This window comes from Sinomonas susongensis, from assembly GCF_005877005.1.
Lineage (GTDB): Bacteria > Actinomycetota > Actinomycetes > Actinomycetales > Micrococcaceae > Sinomonas > Sinomonas susongensis.
Window position 1 is genome coordinate 157,700 of record NZ_SSNH01000003.1, and the last position, 22,164, is coordinate 179,863.

Genomic DNA, 22,164 nt, shown 5'->3' on the forward strand with positions numbered 1-22,164 from the left:
GTCTCCTTCGTTCCCGGCTTGTGGCATGCGCCTCCAGCCTATGGAGGCGCGGCAGGATTGTCAGCCGGGGGTGCCCGGCTGCCCGATCAGGCGATCCGTCGTCGTCGCAGCGCCGCGCGGATGCCGAGGACGACGACGACGGGCGCCGCAAGCCACGGACCGGCCACGATGAGCGGATCCATCCACATGTGCGAGACGTCCGAGCGGTTCTGCCGGAAGCGCGACGAGACGGGGTGGTGCCCCGCCTCGGCGAGGATCCCGGTCTCGGTCACGGGGTTGTCGGGCTGCCTGCTCACGAGCGACCGCGCGTGGGCCTCCCAGGCGTCGACCCGGTCCCCGGCGATGAGCAGAAGCCAGTGGGCGGCGCGGCCCTCGCTGTATCGCTTGTACGCGAACCTGCGGATTGCGCCGGAGAGCCCCTTGAGGGGCACGGAGGTCCCGAAGACCGGCGTGACGAACTTGTGCTCGAGCGAGCGTTCGCGGGATTCGCCCCCCGGTTGGCGCTCCGGGAAGTCCCAATGGGCCCCCGTCGCGCCTGGGTCGTACTTCTCCCGCGGGACCGAGGGCCTGTCGCGTGGGTCCAGGTCTGCTCCCCAGCCGGGGATTCTGGCCCGAAGCTCGTCGGGCGAAGGATTCTTGTACGGCTTCTCTGCTGTGTAGGGCATGGCGGAATGCCTCTCAGGCGGCTTGCGGGAGGATGAGCGGCTTGATGCAGCCGTCGAGTTTCGAGGAGAAGATGTGGTAGCCCTCGGCGATGTGCTCGAGCGGGATCCGGTGCGTCACGAGCTCGCTGGGCTTGAGGTAGCCGTTCTGGATGTGCTCGAAGAGCCTCGGCCACTGTCGCTTGACTGGGCACTGGTTGGCGCGGATCGTGAGGCCCTTGTTCATCGCGTCGCCGAACTTGACCGCGCTGAAGATCGGCCCGTAGGCGCCCACGACTGAGACGGTTCCGCCCTTCCGGACGGAGTCGATGGCCCAGTTGAGCGCGATTGGCGAGCCGCCTTGGAGCTTGAGCTTGGCCGCGGCCACGTGCTGGAGCAGGTTGCCGTCAGCCTCGGCACCCACGGCGTCGATGACGACGTCCGCCCCGAGGTACTCGGTGTCCTTCTTGAGCTGGAGCACGATGTCGTCGTATTCGGTGAAGTTGTAAGTCTCCGCTTGGGCGAACGTGCGCGCCTTTTCGAGGCGGTAGTCGAGATGGTCGACGACGACGACGCGGCCGGCACCCATGAGCCAGGAGGATTTCGCGGCGAAGAGCCCCACGGGACCTGCCCCGAACACGACGACGGTATCGCCTTCGCTGATGTCGGCGAGCTGTGCGCCGAAATAGCCGGTCGGGCACGCGTCGGTGAGGAGGACTGCGTCCTCGTCGTCCATCCAGTCTGGGATCAGGGAGGGCCCGACGTCGGCGAAGGGGACGCGCACGAACTGGCCCTGGCCGCCGTCGTACCCGCCGCACGTGTGCGAGTAGCCGTAGATGCCGCCCACAGCCGTCGCATTCGGATTCACATTGTGGCAATTGGAATACAGGCCGCGCGCACAGAAATAGCACGACCCGCAATAGACATTGAAGGGGACCATGACGCGGTCGCCCTTCTTCAGGTTCTGCACGGATGGCCCGACTTCTTCCACGACCCCGATGAATTCGTGGCCGAAGGTCATTCCCACTCGGGTGTCGGGCATCATTCCGTGGTATAGGTGCAGGTCGGATCCGCAGATTGCGGCGAGGGTCACCCGGACGATTGCGTCATTCGGGTGCTCGATCTTGGGGATATCCTTTTCCTCCACTCGGACCTTGTAGGGTCCGCGATAGACCATTGCTTGCATGGCAGCCGCCTTCCTCGCGCATTCTCGGCTGGTTCCGGCCAGAGAGTCATCCCCCTTCCGGGCGGGGGGAAACATGCGCGCTCCCTCGGCGCGGTCCATCCTCGGCGCCCCTCGATAGAATGGGCCCCGAACTGCCCCCACACCGCGCCCCATGTCGCTGCCCAGACAGCGTTCTGGCGCGCGCGAGAGAGACGAGTGACCGTGATCCAGCTTGACCGTGTTCCCATCCGTCGCGCCCTGATCTCCGTCTACGACAAGACCGGCCTCGAGGATCTCGCGAAGGGCCTCCATACGGCCGGCGTCCGGATCGTCTCGACGGGTTCGACCGCGAAGAGGATCGCCGCCGCCGGCATTCCGGTCCAGGAGGTCGAGGAGGTCACCGGCTCGCCCGAGATGCTCGACGGCCGCGTCAAGACGCTGCACCCGCGCGTGCACGGGGGGATCCTCGCAGACCGGCGCGTCCCGGCCCACATGGAGACGCTCGAACAGATGGGCATCGAGGCGTTCGACCTCGTCGTCGTCAACCTCTACCCGTTCGTCGAGACCGTCCGCTCGGGGGCAGAGCTCGACGCCGTCGTCGAGCAGATCGACATCGGCGGCCCGGCGATGGTGCGGTCGGCAGCGAAGAACCACGCCGCCGTCGCCGTCGTCGTCGACCCTTCGTTCTACGGCGAGGTCGTGACGGCCGCTGCCGAGGGCGGCTTCGACCTCAAGACCCGCCGGCGGCTCGCGGCGAAGGCGTTCGCCCACACGGCGGCGTACGACACCGCGGTCGCGACCTGGACGGCGGGCCAGTTCCTCGACGAGGACGCCGAGGGCACCGTGAAATGGCCTGCCTACGCGGGCCTTGCGCTCGAGCGCTCCGAGGTGCTCCGGTACGGCGAGAACCCGCACCAGCAGGCGGCCCTCTACGTCGACAAGGCTGCGCCCTCCGGCATCGCCCAGGCCGACCAGCTCCACGGCAAGGCGATGAGCTACAACAACTTCGTGGATGCGGATGCGGCGCTCCGTGCCGCGTTCGACTTCGCAGAGCCCGCGGTGGCGATCATCAAGCACGCCAACCCGTGCGGGATCGCCGTGGGAACGCCCGGTGCCGAGGACCCGATCGCCGACGCCCACCGAAAGGCGCACGCGTGCGACCCGGTGTCGGCCTACGGCGGCGTCGTCGCGGCCAACCGGACCGTCACGAAGGGCATGGCCGAGACGCTGTCCGGGATCTTCACCGAGGTCGTCGTGGCGCCTGACTTCGAGCCCGAGGCCGTGGAGATCCTCTCCAAGAAGAAGAACATCCGCCTCCTCGCGCTTCCTGAGGGCTACGACCGCTATCCGACCGAGTTCCGCCAGCTCTCGGGCGGCATGCTCGTGCAGTCATCCGACCGTCTCGACGCGGCGGGCGACGACCCGGCCAACTGGACCCTCGCGAGCGGTGAGGCCGCCGACGAGTCCACCCTCGCCGATCTCGCCTTCGCCTGGCGCGCCTCCCGGGCGGCGAAGTCGAACGCGATCCTCCTCGCGAAGGACGGCGCGTCGGTCGGCGTCGGCATGGGGCAGGTCAACCGCGTCGACTCGTGCCGGCTCGCCGTCGAACGCGCCAACTCCCTGGGCGTCTCCGTGCAGTCCGAGGTGGACTCTGCCGGTGGAGCCTCGGGCGGCGACGCAGCCTCGGCGCCGGAGCGGTCTCGCGGTGCAGTCGCCGCCTCGGACGCGTTCTTCCCGTTCGCGGACGGCCTGCAGATCCTGATCGACGCCGGCGTCAAGGCCGTCGTCCAGCCGGGCGGTTCGGTGCGCGACGAAGAGGTCATCGCCGCCGCGAAGGCCGCCGGTGTGACGATGTACTTCACGGGCTCCCGGCACTTCTTCCACTGAGCGGTCCTCACCAGGAGGACCGGGCTCATCCAGGCCAGGGCCGGGCTCGTCCAGTAGTCGCCTTCTTCTGGATGAGCCGCCCTTCCCTGGACGGCCTCCTCAGTGGTGCTGAATTCAGTGGTGCTGGATTCAGTGGTGCTGGACGGCGGTGATCCACTGGCCCGCGTTTGCGGTGGCCGTCGAGTTGATCGTCGCCGCGTTGATCGCGAACGCGAGATTCACGGCGATGACTGGGGCGACGTTGATGGTGAAGTCGCCGAAGAGAGTGTGGCGTTCGACGAGGAGTTCGGCTTCTTCACAGGCCAGTTCGGCGGGCGTGATGCGTGACATTGTTTCTCTCCTTGCTTGAGATGGGGCATTCGGCTCGAAATGGGGCATTCGGCTCGAAATGGGGCATTGGCTCGAAATGGGGCATTGGAAGGTGAAGCAGGGCACCCGGCGCCGGGCGGGGAACCGACGCCGGGCACGTCGAGGGGCGGCAGGCTGAACCTGAGTCGCGCACCCAGTGGATTCAGAAGTGGTAGCCCAACCCGATGCGGCGGGGCACTGCGGCGTGACGCGGGACGGTATGGATGACGGGCGGTGCCGTCCGCTTGGCCAGGACCCCCAACAGCCAGCGGCTGAGGGGGCGTCCCAGCGTCCGCGCCATGCGCCCGAGGATCAGGACCGAACCTAGGGCGGGCAGGCCCAGCAGAACCATCGAGAGCAGTGACATGACTGCCTCGACGGGTTCGCCGAGGGTCAGGAACAGTGCGAGGTTGCTCGCATGCGTGGCGACGGCACCTGCCGCCTCCATGAGGATCACCGGCAGACCGATCACAAGCCAGACGAGCACGACAGCCAGGAACGGCACGACGATGAGCACCCAAGCCGTGACGATCCACCTCGCGACCGGGCGCAGCTCCCGGACGCGCGGGTCGACGGGCCGTCCCGGGATGAGGCTCCGGAGCACGGGGCCGACGCGGGCGAACAGGTCGGGGACGCCCGCGAGATCGGCGAGGACGAAGTACCCGTCGAGCCGGATGGTCGGCGGGAGCTGCTGGGCCATCTGGAGCTGGGTGAGGATGACAACGAGGAGCAGGAGCGGGCTGCCTGTCACGAAGTAGCCGGCGCCTGCGCACAGGACCCACCAGACGTTGAAGTACAGCCCCCCGAGATCGGTCCGGATGCGGCCCGACCGGCCGAGACGGTAGGCGTCGGTGACGTCCGTGAAGAACGCCGGGAACACGAGGTAGAGGCCGGCGCCGATGACGCCCGGGGTAGCGCCGCCGTACCGGCAGGCTGCCGCATGGCCCATCTCGTGGACGAGAGCCCCGACCACGAGCAGCACGAACAGCGAGAGGAGCATGCTCGGGGTCAGGAGGACCGCCGAGAGTGCGGCCATGGCGTTGCTGCTGAAGAACAGGCGGATGTCGAGCGCGACGAGGGCGAGGCACGCGAGGACGACAACGGGCCCGGCGTAGAGCGGGCTCACGATCCGCGCGACCCGGTTGACGACCCTGCGCGACAGGATCGTGGTCTTGCCAGAGAGCGCGAGGAGGGGAGCGGACGACGGCGGTGGGGCCGCCAGGGCTGTCCCTGGCCGCTCGAGCAGCCCGAGGGGTTCGAGCTTTCCCTCGGCGAGCAGCGTGAGGCCATCCACATCGAGCTCGCGCCCGAAGCTCTCGCTCACCCTCTGAGCGAGTTCCTCCGAGACGAGCGGCTTCGCGGCCTCAGCGACAATGTGGTGGAGCAGCTCCGTGAGCTGTACGACCTGCCCGTCTGCCCGACGGACGAGATACGTGCTGTGGTCGAGGCCGGATCCGTTCACGAGTCCGAGCAGTTCGACGCCCTGCGCGCGCTGCCAGCGTTGAGCGGGGGAGGCGAGGTCTGCCGTCATCGTCATCTCGGATCCTCTTCGGTCGCTCCGGGGTGTTGGCGCAGCGCGGTGCTTTCAGCGAGAAACCAGTGCTCTCAGCGTGAAGCCAGCTGGCCTCCGAGCCGGGCGCGGTCGTGCTGGGGCCGGCCGCGCCCACGGCCCTGTGGTGTGATGCCGGTTAGTGCTGCGAAACGCTGACGTACTGCCAGGCGCCGCTGTTCGCCTCGGAGTGGATCGTGAAGAGGTTCAACGCGACCGAGGAGTTGTATGCGTTGACAGAGGCGACATTGAACGTCCAAAGCGTGTCCCGGTCGGGGAGCAGCTCGACGGTTTCGGCGGCGAGTTCTGCGGCGGTGAGCTTGGTCATGAAACTCAACTCCTTGGTAATGCCTTCTGAGGAAGCGATCGGAATTGACCGCTGACGAGAGTCAAGCGAAGTCGCGTTATTCCGGCGTTATCGCCGCGTTATCGGCACCACGTGGGCAAACGTGGGACATCGGGGCTCCTCAGCCGGATGCCCGGGCTTCCTCGACCAGTTGCCGGTGGGCATTCAGCATGCTCGGCTGCCGGGCCGGCAGGGGAGCGGGGAGCCCGAGAACGTCGAAGGAGCCGCCGGTCAGCGCCGCCTTGAGCCGGTCCGAGGGCTCGAGGCCGAGCTCGTCACGGAGCCGGGATCGGAATTCTTCGAGGGTCCGGTAGGCCCCGGCCGTGTCGCCTGCCTGGACCTGCGCACGGATGACCAATGCTTGGGCGGACTCGCGAAGCGGCTCGATGGCGGCGGCCTGCCGGGCGGCGACAACGGCCGCGTCGGCCTCGTCGCGGGCGAGGTGCTGGCGGGCTGTCGCCTCGAGGGTTGCGACGCGGAGGGCCCGCAGGCGTTCCTGCTCGAAGATGACCCAGTCGTCGTACCATCCTGGAAGCAGTTCCGCGCCGAAGAGCAGCTCTTCGAAGTCTGGTTCCGGGGCGGCCCCGGCGCGGACGAGTTCCGCACGCTCGCGGAAGCGCCTCACGTCCACGGTGACAGTCGGCCCAAGGCCAATCGGCTCGAGGCTGTCGGACAGAAGCCCGGGCAGTTGATGCCGGACTTTGAAGACCGTGGAGCGCAGGCTGCCCGCGGCCTGCTGCTCGCCGCTCTCGGGCCACAGCAGGCCTGCTAGATACGATCGCGGCCGCTGGCCCATGAGGGCGAGTGCCGTGATCAGCCGCTCCTGTCTGATTCCGACGGCGACTGGGAGGCCGTTGCCCAAGAGCTGCCAGCACCCCAAGAGGCGTAATTCCCACTCCATCGCGCCCCCTCGATAGCCGATACTCGCGGGAGGTCGCCTGTGTTCAAAGGACGGTCCCCCGCGGTGAACGCCTGCTGAAACGAACACCAGCATGACGAGGGAGAGATAATCCAGTCAATGGATTTAGTGGGGTTGACCGGAACTTTCGGGGAACTCCGAGCCGACTACCGGCAGCGTGCGGGAGGGCGTCACATCGACTGGTCGGAACCCGTTTCCCTGTGGTCCACGACGGACCGGGCGCCAAGCCAATCGCTCACGCTCTTGACAGCTTCCTCCGGGTTTCCGGTCACCTTCATCACGGAAGGCTCCCATGCGCCGTCGGACGCAAGGATGCGGATGCGGAGGTCGCCCTCAGCCCCTGACTCCTTCCACACGCGGAGGACGAGGGTCCCGAGCTCCTCGAGCTCCGAGTCGTGCTCGTCCGTCCCGTTGGCGGACGCAGAATGCTGTGCCATCTTCTCCTCATCTGTGCCGTGCGCCCCCCGGCGCGCGTAATGCAAGGCCGGAGCCTCTTCCTGCAGTCTAGGGGCTTTCGGCCCAATTCCCCGGAAGCCGCCCGATGACGTGATGACGGGCGGTTTCCGGCGCTCCGGACGCTTCACGATCCCCGCCCGTCCTTGGGCTCCGGTAAGTTAAGGATGTTGACATAGCAGCACGGATGCACACTGCGGCGAACGCTGAAGCGAGCCGGCGTCGCGGTCTGCCGACCTTCAGGGAGGCGCCACCCATGGCCACGATCATCTATACCCACACGGACGAGGCGCCGATGCTGGCGACGCACTCGTTCCTTCCGATCATCCAGGCCTTCGCCTCGACGGCGGGCGTCGATGTGCAGATTCGGGACATCTCTCTGTCCGGCCGCATCATCGCCGCCTTCGGCGACTACCTCGCTGAGGAGCAGCGCACGTCGGACGCCCTCGCAGAGCTCGGCGAGCTCGCGAAGAAGCCCGAGGCGAACATCATCAAGCTTCCGAACATCAGTGCCTCCGTGCCGCAGCTCAAGGCGGCGATCGCTGAGCTGCAGTCGCAGGGCTACGCGGTCCCGGACTACCCCGACAACCCGTCGTCGGACGAGGAGACGGACATCCGTTCGCGCTACGACCGGATCAAGGGCTCTGCTGTGAACCCCGTGCTCCGCGAGGGCAACTCGGACCGCCGGGCGCCGCTCTCGGTGAAGAACTACGCCCGGAAGAACCCGCACTCCATGGGCGCGTGGTCGCCGAACTCGAAGACGAACGTCGCGACCATGGAAGAGGCCGACTTCCGCCACAACGAGCAGTCCGTCGTGATGCCGCAGGACGATACCCTCACGATCCAGCTTGTGCTCGAGGATGGCACGGTCAAGGACCTCAAGAAGGGCCTCAAGGTCCTCGCCGGAGAGGTGGTCGACGGCACGTTCATGAGCGCTGCTGCGCTCGACGAGTTCCTCGCCGCGCAGGTCGCCCGGGCCAAGGAGCTCGGCGTCCTCTTCTCGGCTCACCTCAAGGCCACCATGATGAAGGTTTCCGACCCGATCATCTTCGGCCACGTCGTCAAGGCGTACTTCAGCGAACTGTTCGAGACCTACGGCAAGCAGCTCGCCGCCGCCGGCCTCAGCCCGAACAACGGCCTCGCTTCGATCCTCAACGGCCTGGACGAGCTCCCCGAGGACGTCCGGGCGGGCGTCAAGGGGCTCGTCGAGAAGGGCTTCGAAGAGGGCCCGGCCCTCGCGATGGTGAACTCGGACAAGGGCATCTCGAACCTCCATGTCCCCTCGGACGTCATCGTGGACGCGTCCATGCCGGCCATGATCCGCTTGGGCGGCCACATGTGGGGCCCGGACGGCCGGGAACACGACACCCTCGCCGTCCTCCCGGATTCGTCCTACGCGGGCGTCTACCAGGTCGTCATCGACGACTGCCGCGCGAACGGTGCCTACGATCCGACGACGATGGGCACCGTCCCGAACGTCGGCCTCATGGCGCAGGCCGCCGAGGAGTACGGCAGCCACGACAAGACGTTCGAGATCCCGGCCGCGGGCCGTGTCCAGATCGTCGACAGTGCAGGGAACGTCCTCATCGAGCACGCCGTCGAGCCGGGCGACATCTGGCGGGCGTGCCAGACCAAGGACGTCCCGATCCGCGACTGGGTCAAGCTTGCGGTGACTCGTGCCCGCGCATCGAAGACGCCGGCGGTCTTCTGGCTCGACGAGACGCGCGCCCACGACCGGAACCTCATCACGAAGGTCCGTGAGTACCTCAAGGAGCACGACACGGACGGCCTCCAGATCGAGATCATGGCGCCGAAGGACGCGACCGCGTTCTCGCTCGAGCGCATTCGCCGCGGTGAGGACACCATCTCCGTGACCGGCAACGTCCTCCGCGACTACCTCACCGACCTGTTCCCGATCCTCGAGCTCGGAACGAGTGCCAAGATGCTCTCGATCGTCCCGCTCATCAACGGCGGCGGACTCTTCGAAACCGGAGCCGGTGGCTCGGCCCCGAAGCACGTCCAGCAGCTCCTCGAGGAGAACTACCTCCGCTGGGACAGCCTGGGCGAGTTCCTCGCGCTCGCGGTGAGCTTCGAGCACCTCGCCACTTCGACGGGGAATTCCCAGGCGCAGGTTCTGGCCGAGACGCTCGACCGTGCGACCGGAACCTTCCTGCTGGAGAACAAGTCCCCGGGCCGGAAGCTCGGCACGATCGACAACCGTGGCAGCCACTATTATCTCGCTCAGTATTGGGCCAAGGAGCTCACGGAGCAGACCGACGACGCCGCCCTGGCGGCCGCGTTCGGTCCCGTCGCCCGCGCGCTCGTCGAGCAGGAGGACGCCATCCTGGCCGAGCTCCTGGGGGTCCAGGGGCATCCCGTCGAGATCGGTGGCTACTACCGCCCGGACGAGGAGAAGACGTACGCCGTGATGCGTCCTTCGCGGACGCTCAACGGCGTCATCGACTCGCTCCGCGACTGAGCCCCAGCGGGCCTTTCCGGCGCCCCGCACCGCTCCCGGTGCGGGGCGCCGTCGTCTGTTCGGCGCGGTCTGTTCGGCGCGGTCTGCTCGGCGCGGTCTGCTCGGCGCGGTCTGTCTGGCGGGGCCAGTCTGCTGAGAGACGCGGTAGCGGTCCCTTGGGGACGAAAGGTGGGGCGCCGTCGCCAGCCCGTCCCCCAGCGACGGACTGACGACGGCAGTCGTTCGGAGTTCAACCAGCTTCAGAACCCGGTCGACGGCGTGTCCCGCAATTTGCGGGTGTGTCGTCGGCTGAGGCCTCCCGAGAGTGGTGAAACTCCTTCGGTGTGCACCCCGAGGTGCGGGCCCGGCGGCCAGCTCTGGCCGAGCTGTCCGTCCGGAACCGCACCTCGGGGATGCCCTTAGGAGAGGGCTGCCCTGGGCATCCGCCGAGCGGCAGTGCCACCCGCGACGCGCAGGCCGCCCATCGCGAGGCCGACCCCGATTCCGAGGAGGAGCATCGCAACCGCGAGCAGGAGCGAGAGATCAGTCGGCGTGGTGCCAGCACCGCTGATGAACGAGCTCAGGCCGAGGCACGGTGAGCCCGTGCCCGTCCCTGTTCCAGCCGAGGCGTTGGAGCCAGTCCCTGCTGCAGCCGAGGTGCCGGTCCCAGTGCCCGTGCCAGCGGAGGCGTTGGCACCAGTCGAGGCGCCCGTGCCCGCCGTGCTGGCAGATCCCGTCAGCGACCCGCTGCCAGCGCCCGTCGCCGGGCCGTTTCCGGCACCTGCTGCGACTGCAACGTTGCCGTTGAGAGCAGGCGCGGTGCCGGTGCCCGTGGTGCTGCTGCCGGTTCCGAGATCGGCCGAGCCTGCGGCAAGCGGGCCACTAGCGGTGCCGAGATCGGCCGGGCCTGCGGCCGAGGAACCGTTCGCGGTGCCCAGATCGGCTGAACCAGCGCCGAGATCCGCTGAACCAGAGCCGAGATCGGTCGAGCCGGTGCCGGTTCCGGTGCCTGCCCCGTTGCCCGTGCCGGTACCCGTCGGGGCACCAGGCTGGGCCGCGTTGAGCAGGAGCGTCGCGTTGCCGCCATCAGCGGTTCCGAGGGCCGGAAGGCCAGCCGAAACCACACCCGAGGCAGGAACTGGCGCGTTCACGGCGACGGTGAGCGCAAGCGGGTTGCTGGCCAGAGGGCTGACCCCCGTGCCAACTCCGCCAAGCCCGCTGACTCCGCCGAGTCCGACGGGCAGCGTGCCGAGCCCCAAGCCGGTCACCGGCGAGATTCCGCTCCCCGAGGAGGTGCCGAGGCCTGAGAGGACGCCGGACGGAACCCCGAGGGCAGCCTCAGGCGCGGACGGCGTGGTCGGGACGGTCGAGGCGCCGGACGTCACAACGGCCGGAGCGCCGATCGTCACCGTCGGCGCAGTGCTCGCGGTCGTCGCCTGGCCGTCTGTGCCCACGAGGCTGGCCGCGACGGGTGCCGTCGCGACGGCGGCGGGAGAGGTCGCGGCGGTCGCCGTGCTGCCGGTGGTCGAGCCCGTGTCGGCACTCGGGCTGTTGACGGCGGCCGGGGCGCCGATCGTCACGGAGGGCGCTGCGGACACGTTGAGCGCCGGGGAGTTGAGCGCCGGCGTGGTCGGCACCGCCGCTCCCGCACCATCAGCGGCCGTGTTGTCCGCGGTGCCCCCCACTGTCCCGATCGGGACGGTGACGGCTGGTGTCGTCACAAGCGCGGGGTCATCGATGCCGGTGGGGTTGGGCACCCCGATGGCGGGGACGGTGACGTTGAGCGCCGAGGTGCTCGGCAGCGTCGTCGGCGTCGTAGAAGCCGGCTCGTCGGAATCCGTCAGATTGGGCAATGACACGGCGGGCACTGACACGGCGGGCACTGACACGGCGGGCGCCGACGCGGCGGGCGCGGAGGCTGCCGGCAGCGCCCCCGTGGCCGGGGTGGCTGAGCCGGCGGTCGGGGCGGCCACGCCGCCGATCTGGACGGCCACGGGGACCGATGCATTCACAAGGGGGTTGGTTGTGACGGTCGTGCTGTCTGCCAGCGCGGCCGCCTCGCCGAGGCCCATGAGGCCTCCGGCAACAACGGCGCCGAGGATCACTCGGCGGGCAAGCTTGTTCACAGTTCACTCCTGAAATCTGAAATGGTGCGCGCGACGGCGCGCGGGGACGGTTGTGTCTGCCGTGCAGCGGGCAGACCCGTCCCGTTCAGTCGGGAGTGGAGCCTGGATCGAAGGCGGGGGAGGCGGGCAGGAAGCTGCGAGAGCGACGCGCTCTGCCCACAACGAGGAAGAGTGGGGCCAGCAGGAATCCCGCGGCAAGCGTCGCGGTTCCGGCAGCGGGCGACGTCGGCCCGCTCGCACCGCCGGTACCCGAACCGGCGGGTGGGGTGAAAGGCGTGTCCGGCTGCGGCACGGGAGGTTCGCCAAGAGGTGCCCGCATACCGCCATTGACGCTCTGCCCGACGAGGCCGCTCGCCGACCAGAGCGTCGACCAGTCGAGTGTTCCCGCTGCCGTGGAGTCTTCGCTGAGGCCAGTCGACACCCCGAAGGCGCGATCCTGAGGAGCCGATACCTCGGTCTTGGCCGTCTGACCCGCGGCTGCTTGGGTTGCAGCGGCCTGCTCGGGAGCCGCGTCGGACGCAGCTGTGGGAACGTCGGCCGCCTGGACGTCGGAGCCCGCGGTCGGTTCGGGGCCCCCCAAGAGCGCAGGAGGCGAGACGGGGACGGGAAGCGTCACGGGGACCGGTGCCGCCGCAGTGTCAGAGAGGGCGCCGCCCACCTTCGTGACGGTCCCGCCAAGCCCCGAGGCGGCGTCCGAGACAACGGGGGTGAGAGGCTCGAGCGGGCCCTGCAGAACGGGGGCCACAGCAGCGGGTGCGGCCGCCACGGCAGAGCCGACCGCCGTCGTCGGGCTGCCGATCGCCGAGGCGAGAGCGCCCTGGAGCGCCGGCACAGCGGGGCCAGCTTGGGCAGCCGGCGGGAGAGCCGCCGCGACCTCTTTGACGGCTACGGAGACGGTCTGTGTTGGGGAACCCGCAACGGGCGGCGCAGTGACGTGCGAGGAGATGACGTGCGAGGACACGGGAATCGGCGGGGCTGGGTCCGACGAAGCGGACGCAGAAGATCCCCCCAGAAGCAGCCACCCCACACCGAGCCCCGCAGCAACAGCCGCGTGGCGCGCGAGGCGGAGGACGCGAATTCGCGCCTTCGGTGCCAACCGCATGTCCCCTCCTCCCCAGCGTGAAGGACTCGGTTGAAACGCTCGCAGTGGTAGTCATGTTATGTGACAGGCTTGACTGGGGGAAGACCCAGCTGCACAAATCTGCGGGATGCAGCTCAGCGGGCCACGCGCTCGTCGTTGGGGTAGCGGATCCCCAGCTGCTGGCGCACGCCGTCGAACAGGCGCATCGTGTTCAGGGTGTGCGCCCACGGCATAGTAGGGCTCTCGGGGTCCCCCTGCTGCACGCAGCGCGTCACCTCGCGCAACTCGTAGACGTAGCCCCGGCCGACGACGTCGAACTTCTCCGAGCGCGGCGGGTCCCACCCGCGCCGCACGGTGAGCTCGGTCGGATTGTTGATGCCGCCGACGGTCGTCAGGACGCCCTCCGTGCCGGCCACCGTGGCGACCCTGGGCCCGTGCGCGCGGAGCGAGGACGTGAGCGTGGCGAGCTGCCCTCCCGTGTAGCCGAGGGCGAGCACGTTCTGCTCGTCCACCCCGTCGGCGTTGAGCGCGCCGAGCGCCGTGAGCGAGTCGGGGAACCCGAGGGTCCCGAGCGGCCACAGCAGCGGGTACACCGTGAGGTCGAGGAGGGCCCCACCGCCGGCTGCGACAGCCCAGATGCGGTGGGCCGGGTCCCTCGGTGCAGGGAAGCCGAGGTCCGCCGAGACCCATCGGACGTCCCCGAGCTCGCCTGACCCGGCGATCTCGAAGGCCCGCTGGATCGAGGGGAGGAACCGCGACCACACGGCCTCCATGAGGAACACGCCTCGCTCGCGGGCCAGGTCCACGAGCTCCTGGGCCTCGTGCGCGTTGATCGTGAACGCCTTTTCGACGAGGACGTTCTTGCCCGCCGCGATGACCGCCTTCGCGACCTCGTAATGCTGGGCGTGCGGTGTCGCAACGTAGACGACGTCGATGTCGGGGTCCCGTGCGAGCGCGACGTAGCCGGGGATCCCGCCGTTGTCTGCGTAGTGCCGCCGGAAGCCGAATTCGGAGGCGAATTCCTCGGCATTGCTTGCGAAGCGCGAGCTGACCGCGAGCAGGGTCGCGTCCGGTAGCATCGCGAGGTCGCGGACGACGGTGCGCGCGATCCCTCCCGTCGCGACGACGCCCCAGTTCAGGGATCGACCGGTGGGGGCAAGCGGGTCGGTGCTGTCCTGGAGCGAGAGCCACGTACGTTCGATATGGCGCGTCATGCGTCCCATCCTTGCACGGTGGCGGGGCCTCGCATGGGGCGCGGACGACGGCGGTGCTCACGTCCAGTACGGGCGTGCGCCTCGGGCTCCGGCGCGGAGGAGGGCGCCGTCGAACTCCAACGACGACTCTGGAATCCCTGCGGCCTGCCACTCGGTGAAGAGGCGGTGCGGGCCCGGATCGGGGAGGGGCCAGAGCCAGAGGGCCAGCTGGGCTGTCCGCTCCCGGTCGCCCCCAGAACCGCTGCTGTGCACTCGGCGGAGGACCGCCTGCGGAGCGCGCGGCGGCGGGAAGGGCTCTGCCGGCTGCGTGTCGGCGAGGGTTTTGCTGCCGTCCGGGTACAGGATTCCGAATCTCGGGCCGCCGGACCCGGGGCGCCCCGTCCACGCCCGGTCGTGGGCGCCCGCTTCCCATTCGCTGCTTGACTCGTTGGTGCGCCGGCGCACGCAGCGGATTTCGAACGTCGCCCCATTGTGGAAGACCCTCGCGGATTCGACCGCGAGGGTCACGCGGCCGGTCTGGGCGAGGATGGCGCCGAGCGGAACCACGGCCGGCATCTCGAGCGACGGCGGAGCCAGCCACTCTGGCGGTCGGGGCTGCAGTGGACGTTCGGGAGCGGCATCCGGTGCCGGCGGGAAGAAGCCCATGGCCCCATGGTGCCAGCCCAGCCCGCTCGCGGGCAGGCGTGGGCCCAGGTCAGCGGGCCGCGTTGGCCTCTCGGTGCGCTCGCGCAAGCTCCTGGTAGTGCGCCGCGTTCTGGCGCACCCCTGCTACTTCCTCGTCGGTCAGCTCGCGGCGCACCTTCGCGGGAACCCCGGCCACGAGCGACCGAGGTGGGACCACCGTCCCCTCGAGGACCACGGCGCCGGCGGCGACGAGCGAGCCTGTGCCGATGACCGCGCCGTTCATGATCGTCGCGCTCATGCCGACGAGCACGTCGTCCTCCACCGTGCACCCGTGGACGACGGCGTTGTGGCCGACTGAGACCCCGGAGCCCAGGGTGCAGGGGAAGCCGGCGTCGGCGTGCAGGACGACGTTGTCCTGGAGGTTGCTCCCGCTTCCGACCCGTATGGTCGCGGTGTCGGCACGCACCGACACGCCGTAGAAGGCGCTCGAGTCCTCGGACAGGTGGGCATCGCCGATGATGCTCGCCGTCGGCGCGACGAACACGCTTGGGTGGATGTTGGGGCTCGAGCCCCCGAAGTCGATGACAGGCATGCGCCCAGACTATCGGCGCATGCCCAAAGTCAGCTCAGCCGAAGACGACGGTGCGCGTCCCGTCGAGCAGCACCCGATGCTCGGCGTGCCACTGGACGGCACGGCAGAGCGTGCGGCCCTCGACGTCGCGCCCGAGCTGCACGAACTGCTCGGGGGTCTTCGAGTGGTCCACCCGGATGACCTCCTGCTCGATGATGGGCCCTTCGTCGAGGTCGGCGGTCACGTAGTGGGCTGTGGCGCCGATGATCTTGACGCCGCGTGCATGCGCTTGGTGGTAGGGCTTCGCCCCCTTGAACGAGGGGAGGAACGAGTGGTGGATGTTGATCGCCCTGCCTTCGAGGGCACGGCACAGATCGTCGGAGAGGATCTGCATGTAGCGCGCGAGCACCACGAGCTCGATGCGGTGCTCCTCGACGAGGGCGAGCAGCTTGTCTTCGGCTTCGGCCTTGGTCTCGGACGTGACGGGAAGGTGCACGAACGGAATCCCGTAGAACTGGGCCATCGGGGCCAGCTCGGTGTGGTTGGACACGATGACGGGCACTTCGATGGGCAGAGCGCCGGAGCGCTGCTGGAACAGGAGGTCGTTGAGCGTGCGGCCGTCCTTCGAGCACATGATGAGGGTCCGCATCCGATCGCCGTCGGCGGAGATGCCGAGCTTCATTCCGAAGGCTTCGGCCACGGGCGCGAGTGAAAGCTCGAGCTCCTCGCGCGGCGCGGTCGTTGCGACGGTCACCCGCATGAAGAACGTGCCGGTCTCTCGGCTCTCGTACTGGCGGGATTCGGAGATGTTGCAGCCTGCTTCGAGCAGGGCGCCGGAGACGGCGTGCACGATCCCGGGCCGGTCCGGGCAGGAGAGCGTGACGATGAAGGAGTTCGGTACCACGCTGTATAGGTTAGGCGCTGCGGGCACCTTCGCGGTTTTCGGGACGCGGGAGTGCGTCCAGCCGGTGGAGGGCAGCGACCGCGGCGGCCCGGCCGGCGCGGGTCGCGCCGACGGTCGATGCAGACGCGCCATAGCCCACGAGGAAGAGGCGCGGTTCCCGCACGACGCTCACGCCGTCGTCGGACATGAGGACTCCGCCGCCGTGCTCGCGCAGCCCAAGCGGAGCGAGGTGCCCCAGGGAGGCCCGGAACCCGGTGGCCCACAGGATCGCATCGAGTTCGAGCCCCCGCCCGCCCGCCAGCACCGCGCCCTCCCGCGTGAGCCTCGAGAGGGGGCCCAGCGAGGCAAGCACGCCGCGCTCGATGCCGTCCCTGTACTGCCCGGTGAGCGGCAGGCCCGTCGCGGCGACGACGCTGAGTGGGGGGAGCCCGGCGCGCGTGCGTTCGCCGACCCGGCGTTCGACGTCGGCGCCCCAGTTGGCGTCGAAGGGCGCAGTCCGGAAGTCGGGGGTGCGCCGCGTGGACCAGAACGTGGTCGCCCCGGCCGCGTCGAGCTGGAGGAGGAACTGCAGGGCGGACGTCCCGCCGCCGACCACCAGCACGCGTTGGCCACGGAACTCCTCGGCGGAGACGAAGTCATGCGTGTGCAGCTGGCGCCCCCGGAAGAGCTCCTGGCCGGGGTAGCGAGGCCAGTGGGGACGGTCCCACGTGCCGGTGGCGCTGATGACCGTGCTGGCGAGCCATGACCGCCCGTCGGCCGCGCTCACGAGGAGCCCGTCGTCGTCCGTGGGCCTCGTGACCGAGGTGATCCTCACGGGCCGCTCGACCGGCAGCCCGAAGGTCCTCTCGTATTCCCCGTAGTAGCGGCTCACGACGGCGGAGCTTGGCTCGGCGGGGTCGGGGGCCTCGAGCGGGAGGCCCGGGAGGGGGTGGAGACCGTGGGCGGCGTCGAACGTGAGGGATGCCCACCGATGACGCCAGGCGCCTCCGGGTCCGTCGTTCGAGTCAAGGGCGACGTAGTCGCCCCAGGGACGCAGACCTCGGCGCTGGAGCCAATAGGCGGCGCTCAAGCCAGCCTGCCCGGCCCCGATCACCACGCTCTTCAGCGCTGCCACGCACCCTCCTCCATCAGCCAGCTCCATTGACGTGTCAATCAGTGGCATAACCCCAGCGTGAACCGCTGTGTTCCCGCCTCACGCCCGCTGCTCCGGCATGCCGGCCTGGGGGCAGCGCGGTAGACTGGCGTCGTCGCGACTGGCGTTGGGTGGATCACCACCGGGGAGCGACGAGCGCCGCACCGGAGGCTTCCGCCATCCGGGAGGCGCGAACGGGACACCGTGGGTCGTACGCCTGGGCCAGGGGTCGAGCACTCCGTGCCGTCACGCCCCGCCATGCAGTTCCGGCACCGGCGAAACGGCCGGTAGCCTGACCAATAGCACGCCGAGCCCAAATCCCAGGAGATCCCGTGACCACCGCGAATCCCACCGTGTCCTCCGTCAGCAACCTTCCCCTCGCCGACGTCGATCCTGAGATCGCCGCCGTCCTCGACCAGGAACTCGGGCGCCAGCGCGGCACGCTCGAGATGATCGCGTCCGAGAACTTCGCGCCCCGCGCCGTCATGGAGGCGCAGGGCTCGGTCCTGACCAACAAGTACGCCGAAGGCTACCCGGGGCGCCGCTACTACGGCGGCTGCGAGTACGTCGACGTCGCTGAGAACCTCGCGATCGACCGCGTCAAGGCGCTCTTCGACGCCGAGTTCGCCAACGTCCAGCCGCACTCCGGCGCCCAGGCCAACGCCGCGGCGCTCTCTGCGCTCATCAACCCGGGCGACAAGATCCTCGGGCTCTCGCTCGCGCACGGCGGCCACCTCACCCACGGAATGAAGCTCAACTTCTCCGGGAAGCTCTACCAGGTCGCCGCGTACCAGGTGGAACAGGATACGTTCCGGGTCGACATGGACAAGCTCCGCGAGCAGGCCCTCGCCGAGCGGCCGCAGGTCATCATCGCGGGCTGGTCCGCGTACCCGCGGCACCTCGACTTCGCAGCGTTCCGCTCGATCGCCGACGAGGTCGGTGCCTACCTGTGGACCGACATGGCGCACTTCGCCGGACTTGTCGCCGCCGGCCTGCACCCGAGCCCGGTGCCGCACTCGCACGTCGTCACGTCGACGGTGCACAAGACCCTCGCGGGCCCGCGTTCAGGTGTGATCCTCGCGAAGCAGGAGTTCGGGAAGAAGCTCAACTCGAACGTCTTCCCGGGGCAGCAGGGCGGCCCGCTCATGCACGTCATCGCCGCGAAGGCCGTCGCCTTCAAGATCGCTGGCTCGGAAGAGTTCAAGGAGCGCCAGGAGCGCGTGATCGAGGGCGCCCGCATCATCGCCGAACGCCTCAACCAGAAGGACGTCGCGGATGCCGGCGTCTCCGTCCTCACCGGCGGCACCGACGTCCACCTCGTGCTCGTCGACCTCCGCAACTCCGAGCTCGACGGCCAGCAGGCCGAGGATCTGCTCCATGCGGTCGGCATCACGGTCAACCGCAACGCGGTCCCGTTCGACCCGCGGCCGCCGATGGTCACCTCGGGTCTCCGCATCGGGACCCCCGCGCTCGCGACCCGCGGCTTCGGGGCCAACGAGTTCACGGAGGTCGCGGACATCATCGCCTCGGCCCTCAAGGGCGGTGCCGACCTCGAGTCCCTGCACGCCCGCGTGGACCGGCTCGCTGCCGACTTCCCGCTGTACCCCGGCCACGAGGAGTGGTGAGCGCGTCGATGGCGTCCCGCACCTCGGGCAGCGCAGTCGTCCTTGACGGGAAGGCAGCTTCGGCCGCCATCAAGGCCGAACTCGCCGAGCGGGTCGCGGCCCTCAAGGCCAAGGGCATCACTCCGGGTATCGCGACCGTGCTCGTGGGCGCGGACGCGGCCTCCCAGCTCTACGTGGGCATGAAGCACAAGCAGTCCGTTGCGATCGGGATGAACTCGATCCAGAAGGAGCTGCCTGCGGACGCGACGCAGGAGCAGGTGGAGGCGCTGATCGACGAGCTCAACGCCGACCCCGCGTGCCATGGGTACATCGTTCAGCTCCCGCTGCCGAAGCACCTCGACACGGACGCGATCCTCGAGCGGATCGACCCAGCCAAGGACGCGGACGGGCTCCACCCGACGAACCTCGGACGGCTCGTGCTGAACGTGAACCGGCCCATCAGCACGCCCCTGCCGTGCACGCCGCGCGGCGTGATCGAGCTCCTCCTCCGCCACGACTACGACCTCAAGGGCAAGCATGTCGTCGTGGTGGGGCGTGGAGTGACCATCGGGCGGTCGATCCCGCTCCTGCTGACCAGACGCGCGATCAACGCGACCGTGACCCTCACGCACACCGGGACCGAGGATCTCTCGGAGCACCTGCGCCGGGCGGACGTCATCGTCGCAGCGGCAGGCGTCAAGCACATCGTCAAGCCGGAGGATGTCAAGCCGGGGGCCGCCGTGCTCGATGTCGGAGTGACCCGAGAGGCGGACCCGGACGGCGGCAGGCCGAAGGTGTTCGGCGACGTCGATCCGGGCGTCGCGGCCGTGGCCGGCTACCTTTCGCCGAACCCCGGGGGCGTCGGGCCCATGACCGTCGCGCTGCTCATGACGAACGTCATCGAGGCGGCCGAACGGCAGGCCGCCGCCGTCTGACCTTCACTGCAGCCTGATCTGCCAGTGCAGCATTTCCGCCCCCGCGGTCTCCGGACCGCAGGGGCGGAGCGCTTTCTTCTCTCCCGACTGCTACCGGGCCCGACTGCTACCGGGCCCGACTGCTACCAGGGGAGTAGGGCCGCCTGCGCCGAGCGGCCGACGACGGCGGCTTCCTCCGGCGCGTAGGCTCGGCAGCATGCGGGCGAGCCAAGGTGACGACCGGGACAGTGCCGTGCCCACCCGGCATGGCCCGCCGGGCTGGCACGGCCCGCTTGGCTGGCACAGTCCGCCCGGACCCCCGTGGAGCGGCTGGCGCGGCGGCCCTTGGCAGGGCGCCCCTTGGCAAAGCGGGCCGGGGCGCCGGCGTCGCCTGCTCTGGTCGGCCCGCGTCGCCGGCGCGGTGCTGCTCGCCCTCATCCAGCTTGTCGGCACCCACGTCGTGGCGGTGCACCAGCCCGGGTCGCGTCCGCTCGACGTCGTCGGCGTCGTGCTGCTCGTCGCGGGCCCCGCTCTCCTCCTGACGCTGGGCCGAAGCCCGGGTCCCGTGGCGGCGGCCGTGGCCGCGCTCGCGATCGCCTACTTCGCCCTCGGGTATCCGTGGGGCCCCGTCCTCGTTTCGCCTGCCCTCGCGTTCGTGTTCGCCACCGCCGCCGGCGCGCGCTGGTGGACGTGGGGTTCCGGCGCCGCGGTCATCATCGGGGCGGCGGGGTGGGGCCTTCCAGCGGGGGACTGGCTCAGGCCCGCAGCGGTCGCGGCCTGGACCGCCGTCGTCATCCTGGTCGGCGAGGGTCTGCGCGTGCGCCGCGAGCGCTTCGCAGCCCGTCGGCGGGAGTGGGAGGCGCAGCGTCGGGAGGCGCGCGACCAGGAAAGGCTCGACCTCGCCCGGGACATCCACGACGTCGTGGCCCATTCCCTCTCGCTCATCAACGTCCGCGCGAGCATCGCACTCCATCTGGCCGATCGTCGGCCCGAGGAGCTCCGCCCCGCGCTCGAGGCCGTCAAGCAGGCAAGCCACGAGGCCCTCGGCGAAGTGCGGGAACTGCTCGGCGTGCTCCGCCAGGACGTGCCGGTGACTCCGGGCGAGCCGTTCGAGCGGCTGCCAGGCCTCGTCGAGGACGCACGGGGGATGGGGCTCGAGGTGACCCTCGACGCCGAACTCGGCGGGCCGCCGTCGCCCGCCGTCCAGCGGGTCGCCTACCGCGTGGTGCAGGAGGCGCTCACGAACGCGGTGCGCCATTCCGGAGCCCGGCATGCGGACGTGCGGATCGCGCGGAGTGAAGGGAACGTCGTCGTCGAAGTGCACGACGACGGTTCCGGCCTCCGCGGCGCGGAGCCTGGGTCCGGCCTGCGCGGCATGCGGGAGCGGGTGGAGGCCGCGGGCGGGACGCTGACCTTGACCGACGCGGGTGGGCTCCTGATCCGTGCGGCGCTCCCCGAGGACGGTATTGGACCAGAGGGCCGAAAGTGATTCGGATCCTCATCGCTGACGATCAGGCGCTGCTCCGCGCGGGCTTCCGCGCGCTGCTTGACGCCGAATCGGACATGGAGGTGGTGGGCGAGGCCGGCACTGGCGCGGAGGCGGTGGCCCAGGCTGCGCGGCTCGTGCCCGACGTTGTGCTCATGGACATCCGCATGCCAGGGGGCGACGGGCTCGAGGCGACCCGCCGCGTCTTGGCGGCGCAGCCCGAGGGGGTGCGCATCATCATCCTCACGACGTTCGAACTCGACGAGTACGTCACGGGAGCGATCCGCGCCGGTGCGAGCGGATTCCTCGTCAAGGACACCGACCCGGACGAGCTGGTCCGTGCCGTGCGGGCGGTGCATGACGGCGATGCCATGCTCTCGCCGTCCGTGACTCGGCGGCTGCTCGAACGGCTTGCCGCTGAGCGCCCTTCGACCCCGAGTGCACCGCCCGTCGACGTCGCGCAGCTCACCGAGCGGGAGCGCGAGGTCGTGGCCCTCGTGGGGCAGGGCCTGAACAACGCAGAGATCGGTGCGCGGCTCTACATCACACCGCTGACCGCCAAGACTCACGTCTCCCGGGCGATGACGAAGCTTGGCCTGCGCGATCGCGCGCAGCTCGTGGTCCTGGCCTACGAATCGGGGCTCGTCAGGCCGGGCTGGCTCAGCTGAGGACCTCCCTCCCGCGGGGCGCCGCGGGCGGCCCACGTCGAGTACGCGGCGGTGCTCCCCGCGGAGTATCACGT

The 22,164-nt window shown here is 69.6% G+C and carries 20 protein-coding genes and 1 riboswitch; of the genes, 6 read left to right on the plus strand and 14 right to left on the minus strand.

What is annotated here, in order from left to right; translation table 11 throughout:
• Positions 1-86: 86 nt before the first annotated feature.
• Positions 87-665: a hypothetical protein gene (locus E6A21_RS05940; protein WP_138443226.1), complete on the minus strand. Its 579-nt coding sequence runs from the start codon at positions 663-665 to the stop codon at positions 87-89.
• 13 nt (positions 666-678) lie between these two features.
• Positions 679-1,827 carry a zinc-dependent alcohol dehydrogenase gene (locus E6A21_RS05945; RefSeq protein WP_138443227.1) on the minus strand — a complete coding sequence of 383 codons (1,149 nt, stop codon included), beginning with the start codon at positions 1,825-1,827 and terminating at the stop codon, positions 679-681.
• Between the two features lie 195 nt (positions 1,828-2,022).
• Here E6A21_RS05945 and purH point away from each other — a divergent pair, with 195 nt between their 5' ends.
• Positions 2,023-3,693 (plus strand): bifunctional phosphoribosylaminoimidazolecarboxamide formyltransferase/IMP cyclohydrolase, encoded by a 1,671-nt coding sequence (purH, locus tag E6A21_RS05950; RefSeq protein WP_138443228.1) that lies wholly within the window; start codon positions 2,023-2,025, stop codon positions 3,691-3,693.
• Positions 3,694-3,822: 129 nt separating this feature from the next.
• Here the strand turns inward: purH and E6A21_RS05955 are convergent, their stop codons facing one another.
• The 5 genes from E6A21_RS05955 to E6A21_RS05975 form a co-directional block, all read right to left on the minus strand.
• On the minus strand, positions 3,823-4,023 hold the full coding sequence (locus E6A21_RS05955; RefSeq protein ID WP_138443229.1) for a hypothetical protein: 201 nt from the start codon (positions 4,021-4,023) through the stop codon (positions 3,823-3,825).
• 181 nt (positions 4,024-4,204) lie between these two features.
• Positions 4,205-5,578, minus strand: coding sequence for a hypothetical protein (locus E6A21_RS05960; RefSeq protein WP_138443230.1), 1,374 nt, complete (start codon positions 5,576-5,578; stop codon positions 4,205-4,207).
• A gap of 151 nt (positions 5,579-5,729) precedes the next feature.
• On the minus strand, positions 5,730-5,918 hold the full coding sequence (locus tag E6A21_RS05965) for a hypothetical protein (RefSeq protein ID WP_138443231.1): 189 nt from the start codon (positions 5,916-5,918) through the stop codon (positions 5,730-5,732).
• A 139-nt stretch (positions 5,919-6,057) separates the two neighbouring features.
• Positions 6,058-6,837 carry an AfsR/SARP family transcriptional regulator gene (locus E6A21_RS05970; RefSeq protein ID WP_171041284.1) on the minus strand — a complete coding sequence of 260 codons (780 nt, stop codon included), beginning with the start codon at positions 6,835-6,837 and terminating at the stop codon, positions 6,058-6,060.
• Positions 6,838-7,025: 188 nt separating this feature from the next.
• Positions 7,026-7,292 carry a hypothetical protein gene (locus E6A21_RS05975; protein ID WP_138443233.1) on the minus strand — a complete coding sequence of 89 codons (267 nt, stop codon included), beginning with the start codon at positions 7,290-7,292 and terminating at the stop codon, positions 7,026-7,028.
• A 272-nt stretch (positions 7,293-7,564) separates the two neighbouring features.
• Here E6A21_RS05975 and E6A21_RS05980 point away from each other — a divergent pair, with 272 nt between their 5' ends.
• Complete coding sequence (locus tag E6A21_RS05980; protein WP_138443234.1) at positions 7,565-9,787, plus strand: NADP-dependent isocitrate dehydrogenase; 2,223 nt, start codon at positions 7,565-7,567, stop codon at positions 9,785-9,787.
• Between the two features lie 398 nt (positions 9,788-10,185).
• Here the strand turns inward: E6A21_RS05980 and E6A21_RS05985 are convergent, their stop codons facing one another.
• The 7 genes from E6A21_RS05985 to E6A21_RS06015 form a co-directional block, all read right to left on the minus strand.
• A complete protein-coding gene (locus E6A21_RS05985) occupies positions 10,186-11,892 on the minus strand; it encodes a hypothetical protein (RefSeq protein WP_138443235.1) in 1,707 nt (568 codons plus the stop codon).
• Positions 11,893-11,977: 85 nt separating this feature from the next.
• Complete coding sequence (locus tag E6A21_RS05990) at positions 11,978-12,994, minus strand: hypothetical protein (protein WP_138443236.1); 1,017 nt, start codon at positions 12,992-12,994, stop codon at positions 11,978-11,980.
• Between the two features lie 113 nt (positions 12,995-13,107).
• On the minus strand, positions 13,108-14,187 hold the full coding sequence (locus E6A21_RS05995) for a Gfo/Idh/MocA family protein (protein WP_138443237.1): 1,080 nt from the start codon (positions 14,185-14,187) through the stop codon (positions 13,108-13,110).
• Between the two features lie 57 nt (positions 14,188-14,244).
• The gene (locus E6A21_RS06000) at positions 14,245-14,832 is read right to left on the minus strand and encodes a hypothetical protein (RefSeq protein WP_138443238.1); all 588 of its coding nucleotides are present in this window, start codon (positions 14,830-14,832) and stop codon (positions 14,245-14,247) included.
• A 49-nt stretch (positions 14,833-14,881) separates the two neighbouring features.
• The gene (locus E6A21_RS06005) at positions 14,882-15,403 is read right to left on the minus strand and encodes a gamma carbonic anhydrase family protein (protein ID WP_138443239.1); all 522 of its coding nucleotides are present in this window, start codon (positions 15,401-15,403) and stop codon (positions 14,882-14,884) included.
• Positions 15,404-15,437: 34 nt separating this feature from the next.
• Positions 15,438-16,286, minus strand: a complete 849-nt coding sequence (gene purU / locus E6A21_RS06010) for a formyltetrahydrofolate deformylase (RefSeq protein ID WP_171041274.1) — start codon at positions 16,284-16,286, stop codon at positions 15,438-15,440.
• Positions 16,287-16,296: 10 nt separating this feature from the next.
• Positions 16,297-17,391, minus strand: a complete 1,095-nt coding sequence (locus E6A21_RS06015) for an NAD(P)-binding domain-containing protein (RefSeq protein WP_246036242.1) — start codon at positions 17,389-17,391, stop codon at positions 16,297-16,299.
• A gap of 134 nt (positions 17,392-17,525) precedes the next feature.
• Positions 17,526-17,648, plus strand: a riboswitch (ZMP/ZTP riboswitch).
• 102 nt (positions 17,649-17,750) lie between these two features.
• Here E6A21_RS06015 and glyA point away from each other — a divergent pair.
• From glyA to E6A21_RS06035, 4 genes are all read left to right on the plus strand, one after another.
• On the plus strand, positions 17,751-19,043 hold the full coding sequence (glyA, locus tag E6A21_RS06020) for a serine hydroxymethyltransferase (protein ID WP_138443241.1): 1,293 nt from the start codon (positions 17,751-17,753) through the stop codon (positions 19,041-19,043).
• Between the two features lie 8 nt (positions 19,044-19,051).
• Positions 19,052-19,957 (plus strand): bifunctional methylenetetrahydrofolate dehydrogenase/methenyltetrahydrofolate cyclohydrolase, encoded by a 906-nt coding sequence (locus E6A21_RS06025; RefSeq protein ID WP_138443340.1) that lies wholly within the window; start codon positions 19,052-19,054, stop codon positions 19,955-19,957.
• Between the two features lie 196 nt (positions 19,958-20,153).
• On the plus strand, positions 20,154-21,425 hold the full coding sequence (locus tag E6A21_RS06030; protein WP_138443242.1) for a sensor histidine kinase: 1,272 nt from the start codon (positions 20,154-20,156) through the stop codon (positions 21,423-21,425).
• A complete protein-coding gene (locus E6A21_RS06035; RefSeq protein WP_138443243.1) occupies positions 21,422-22,090 on the plus strand; it encodes a response regulator in 669 nt (222 codons plus the stop codon). Before E6A21_RS06030 ends, E6A21_RS06035 begins: the two co-directional genes overlap by 4 nt.
• Positions 22,091-22,164: the final 74 nt, after the last annotated feature.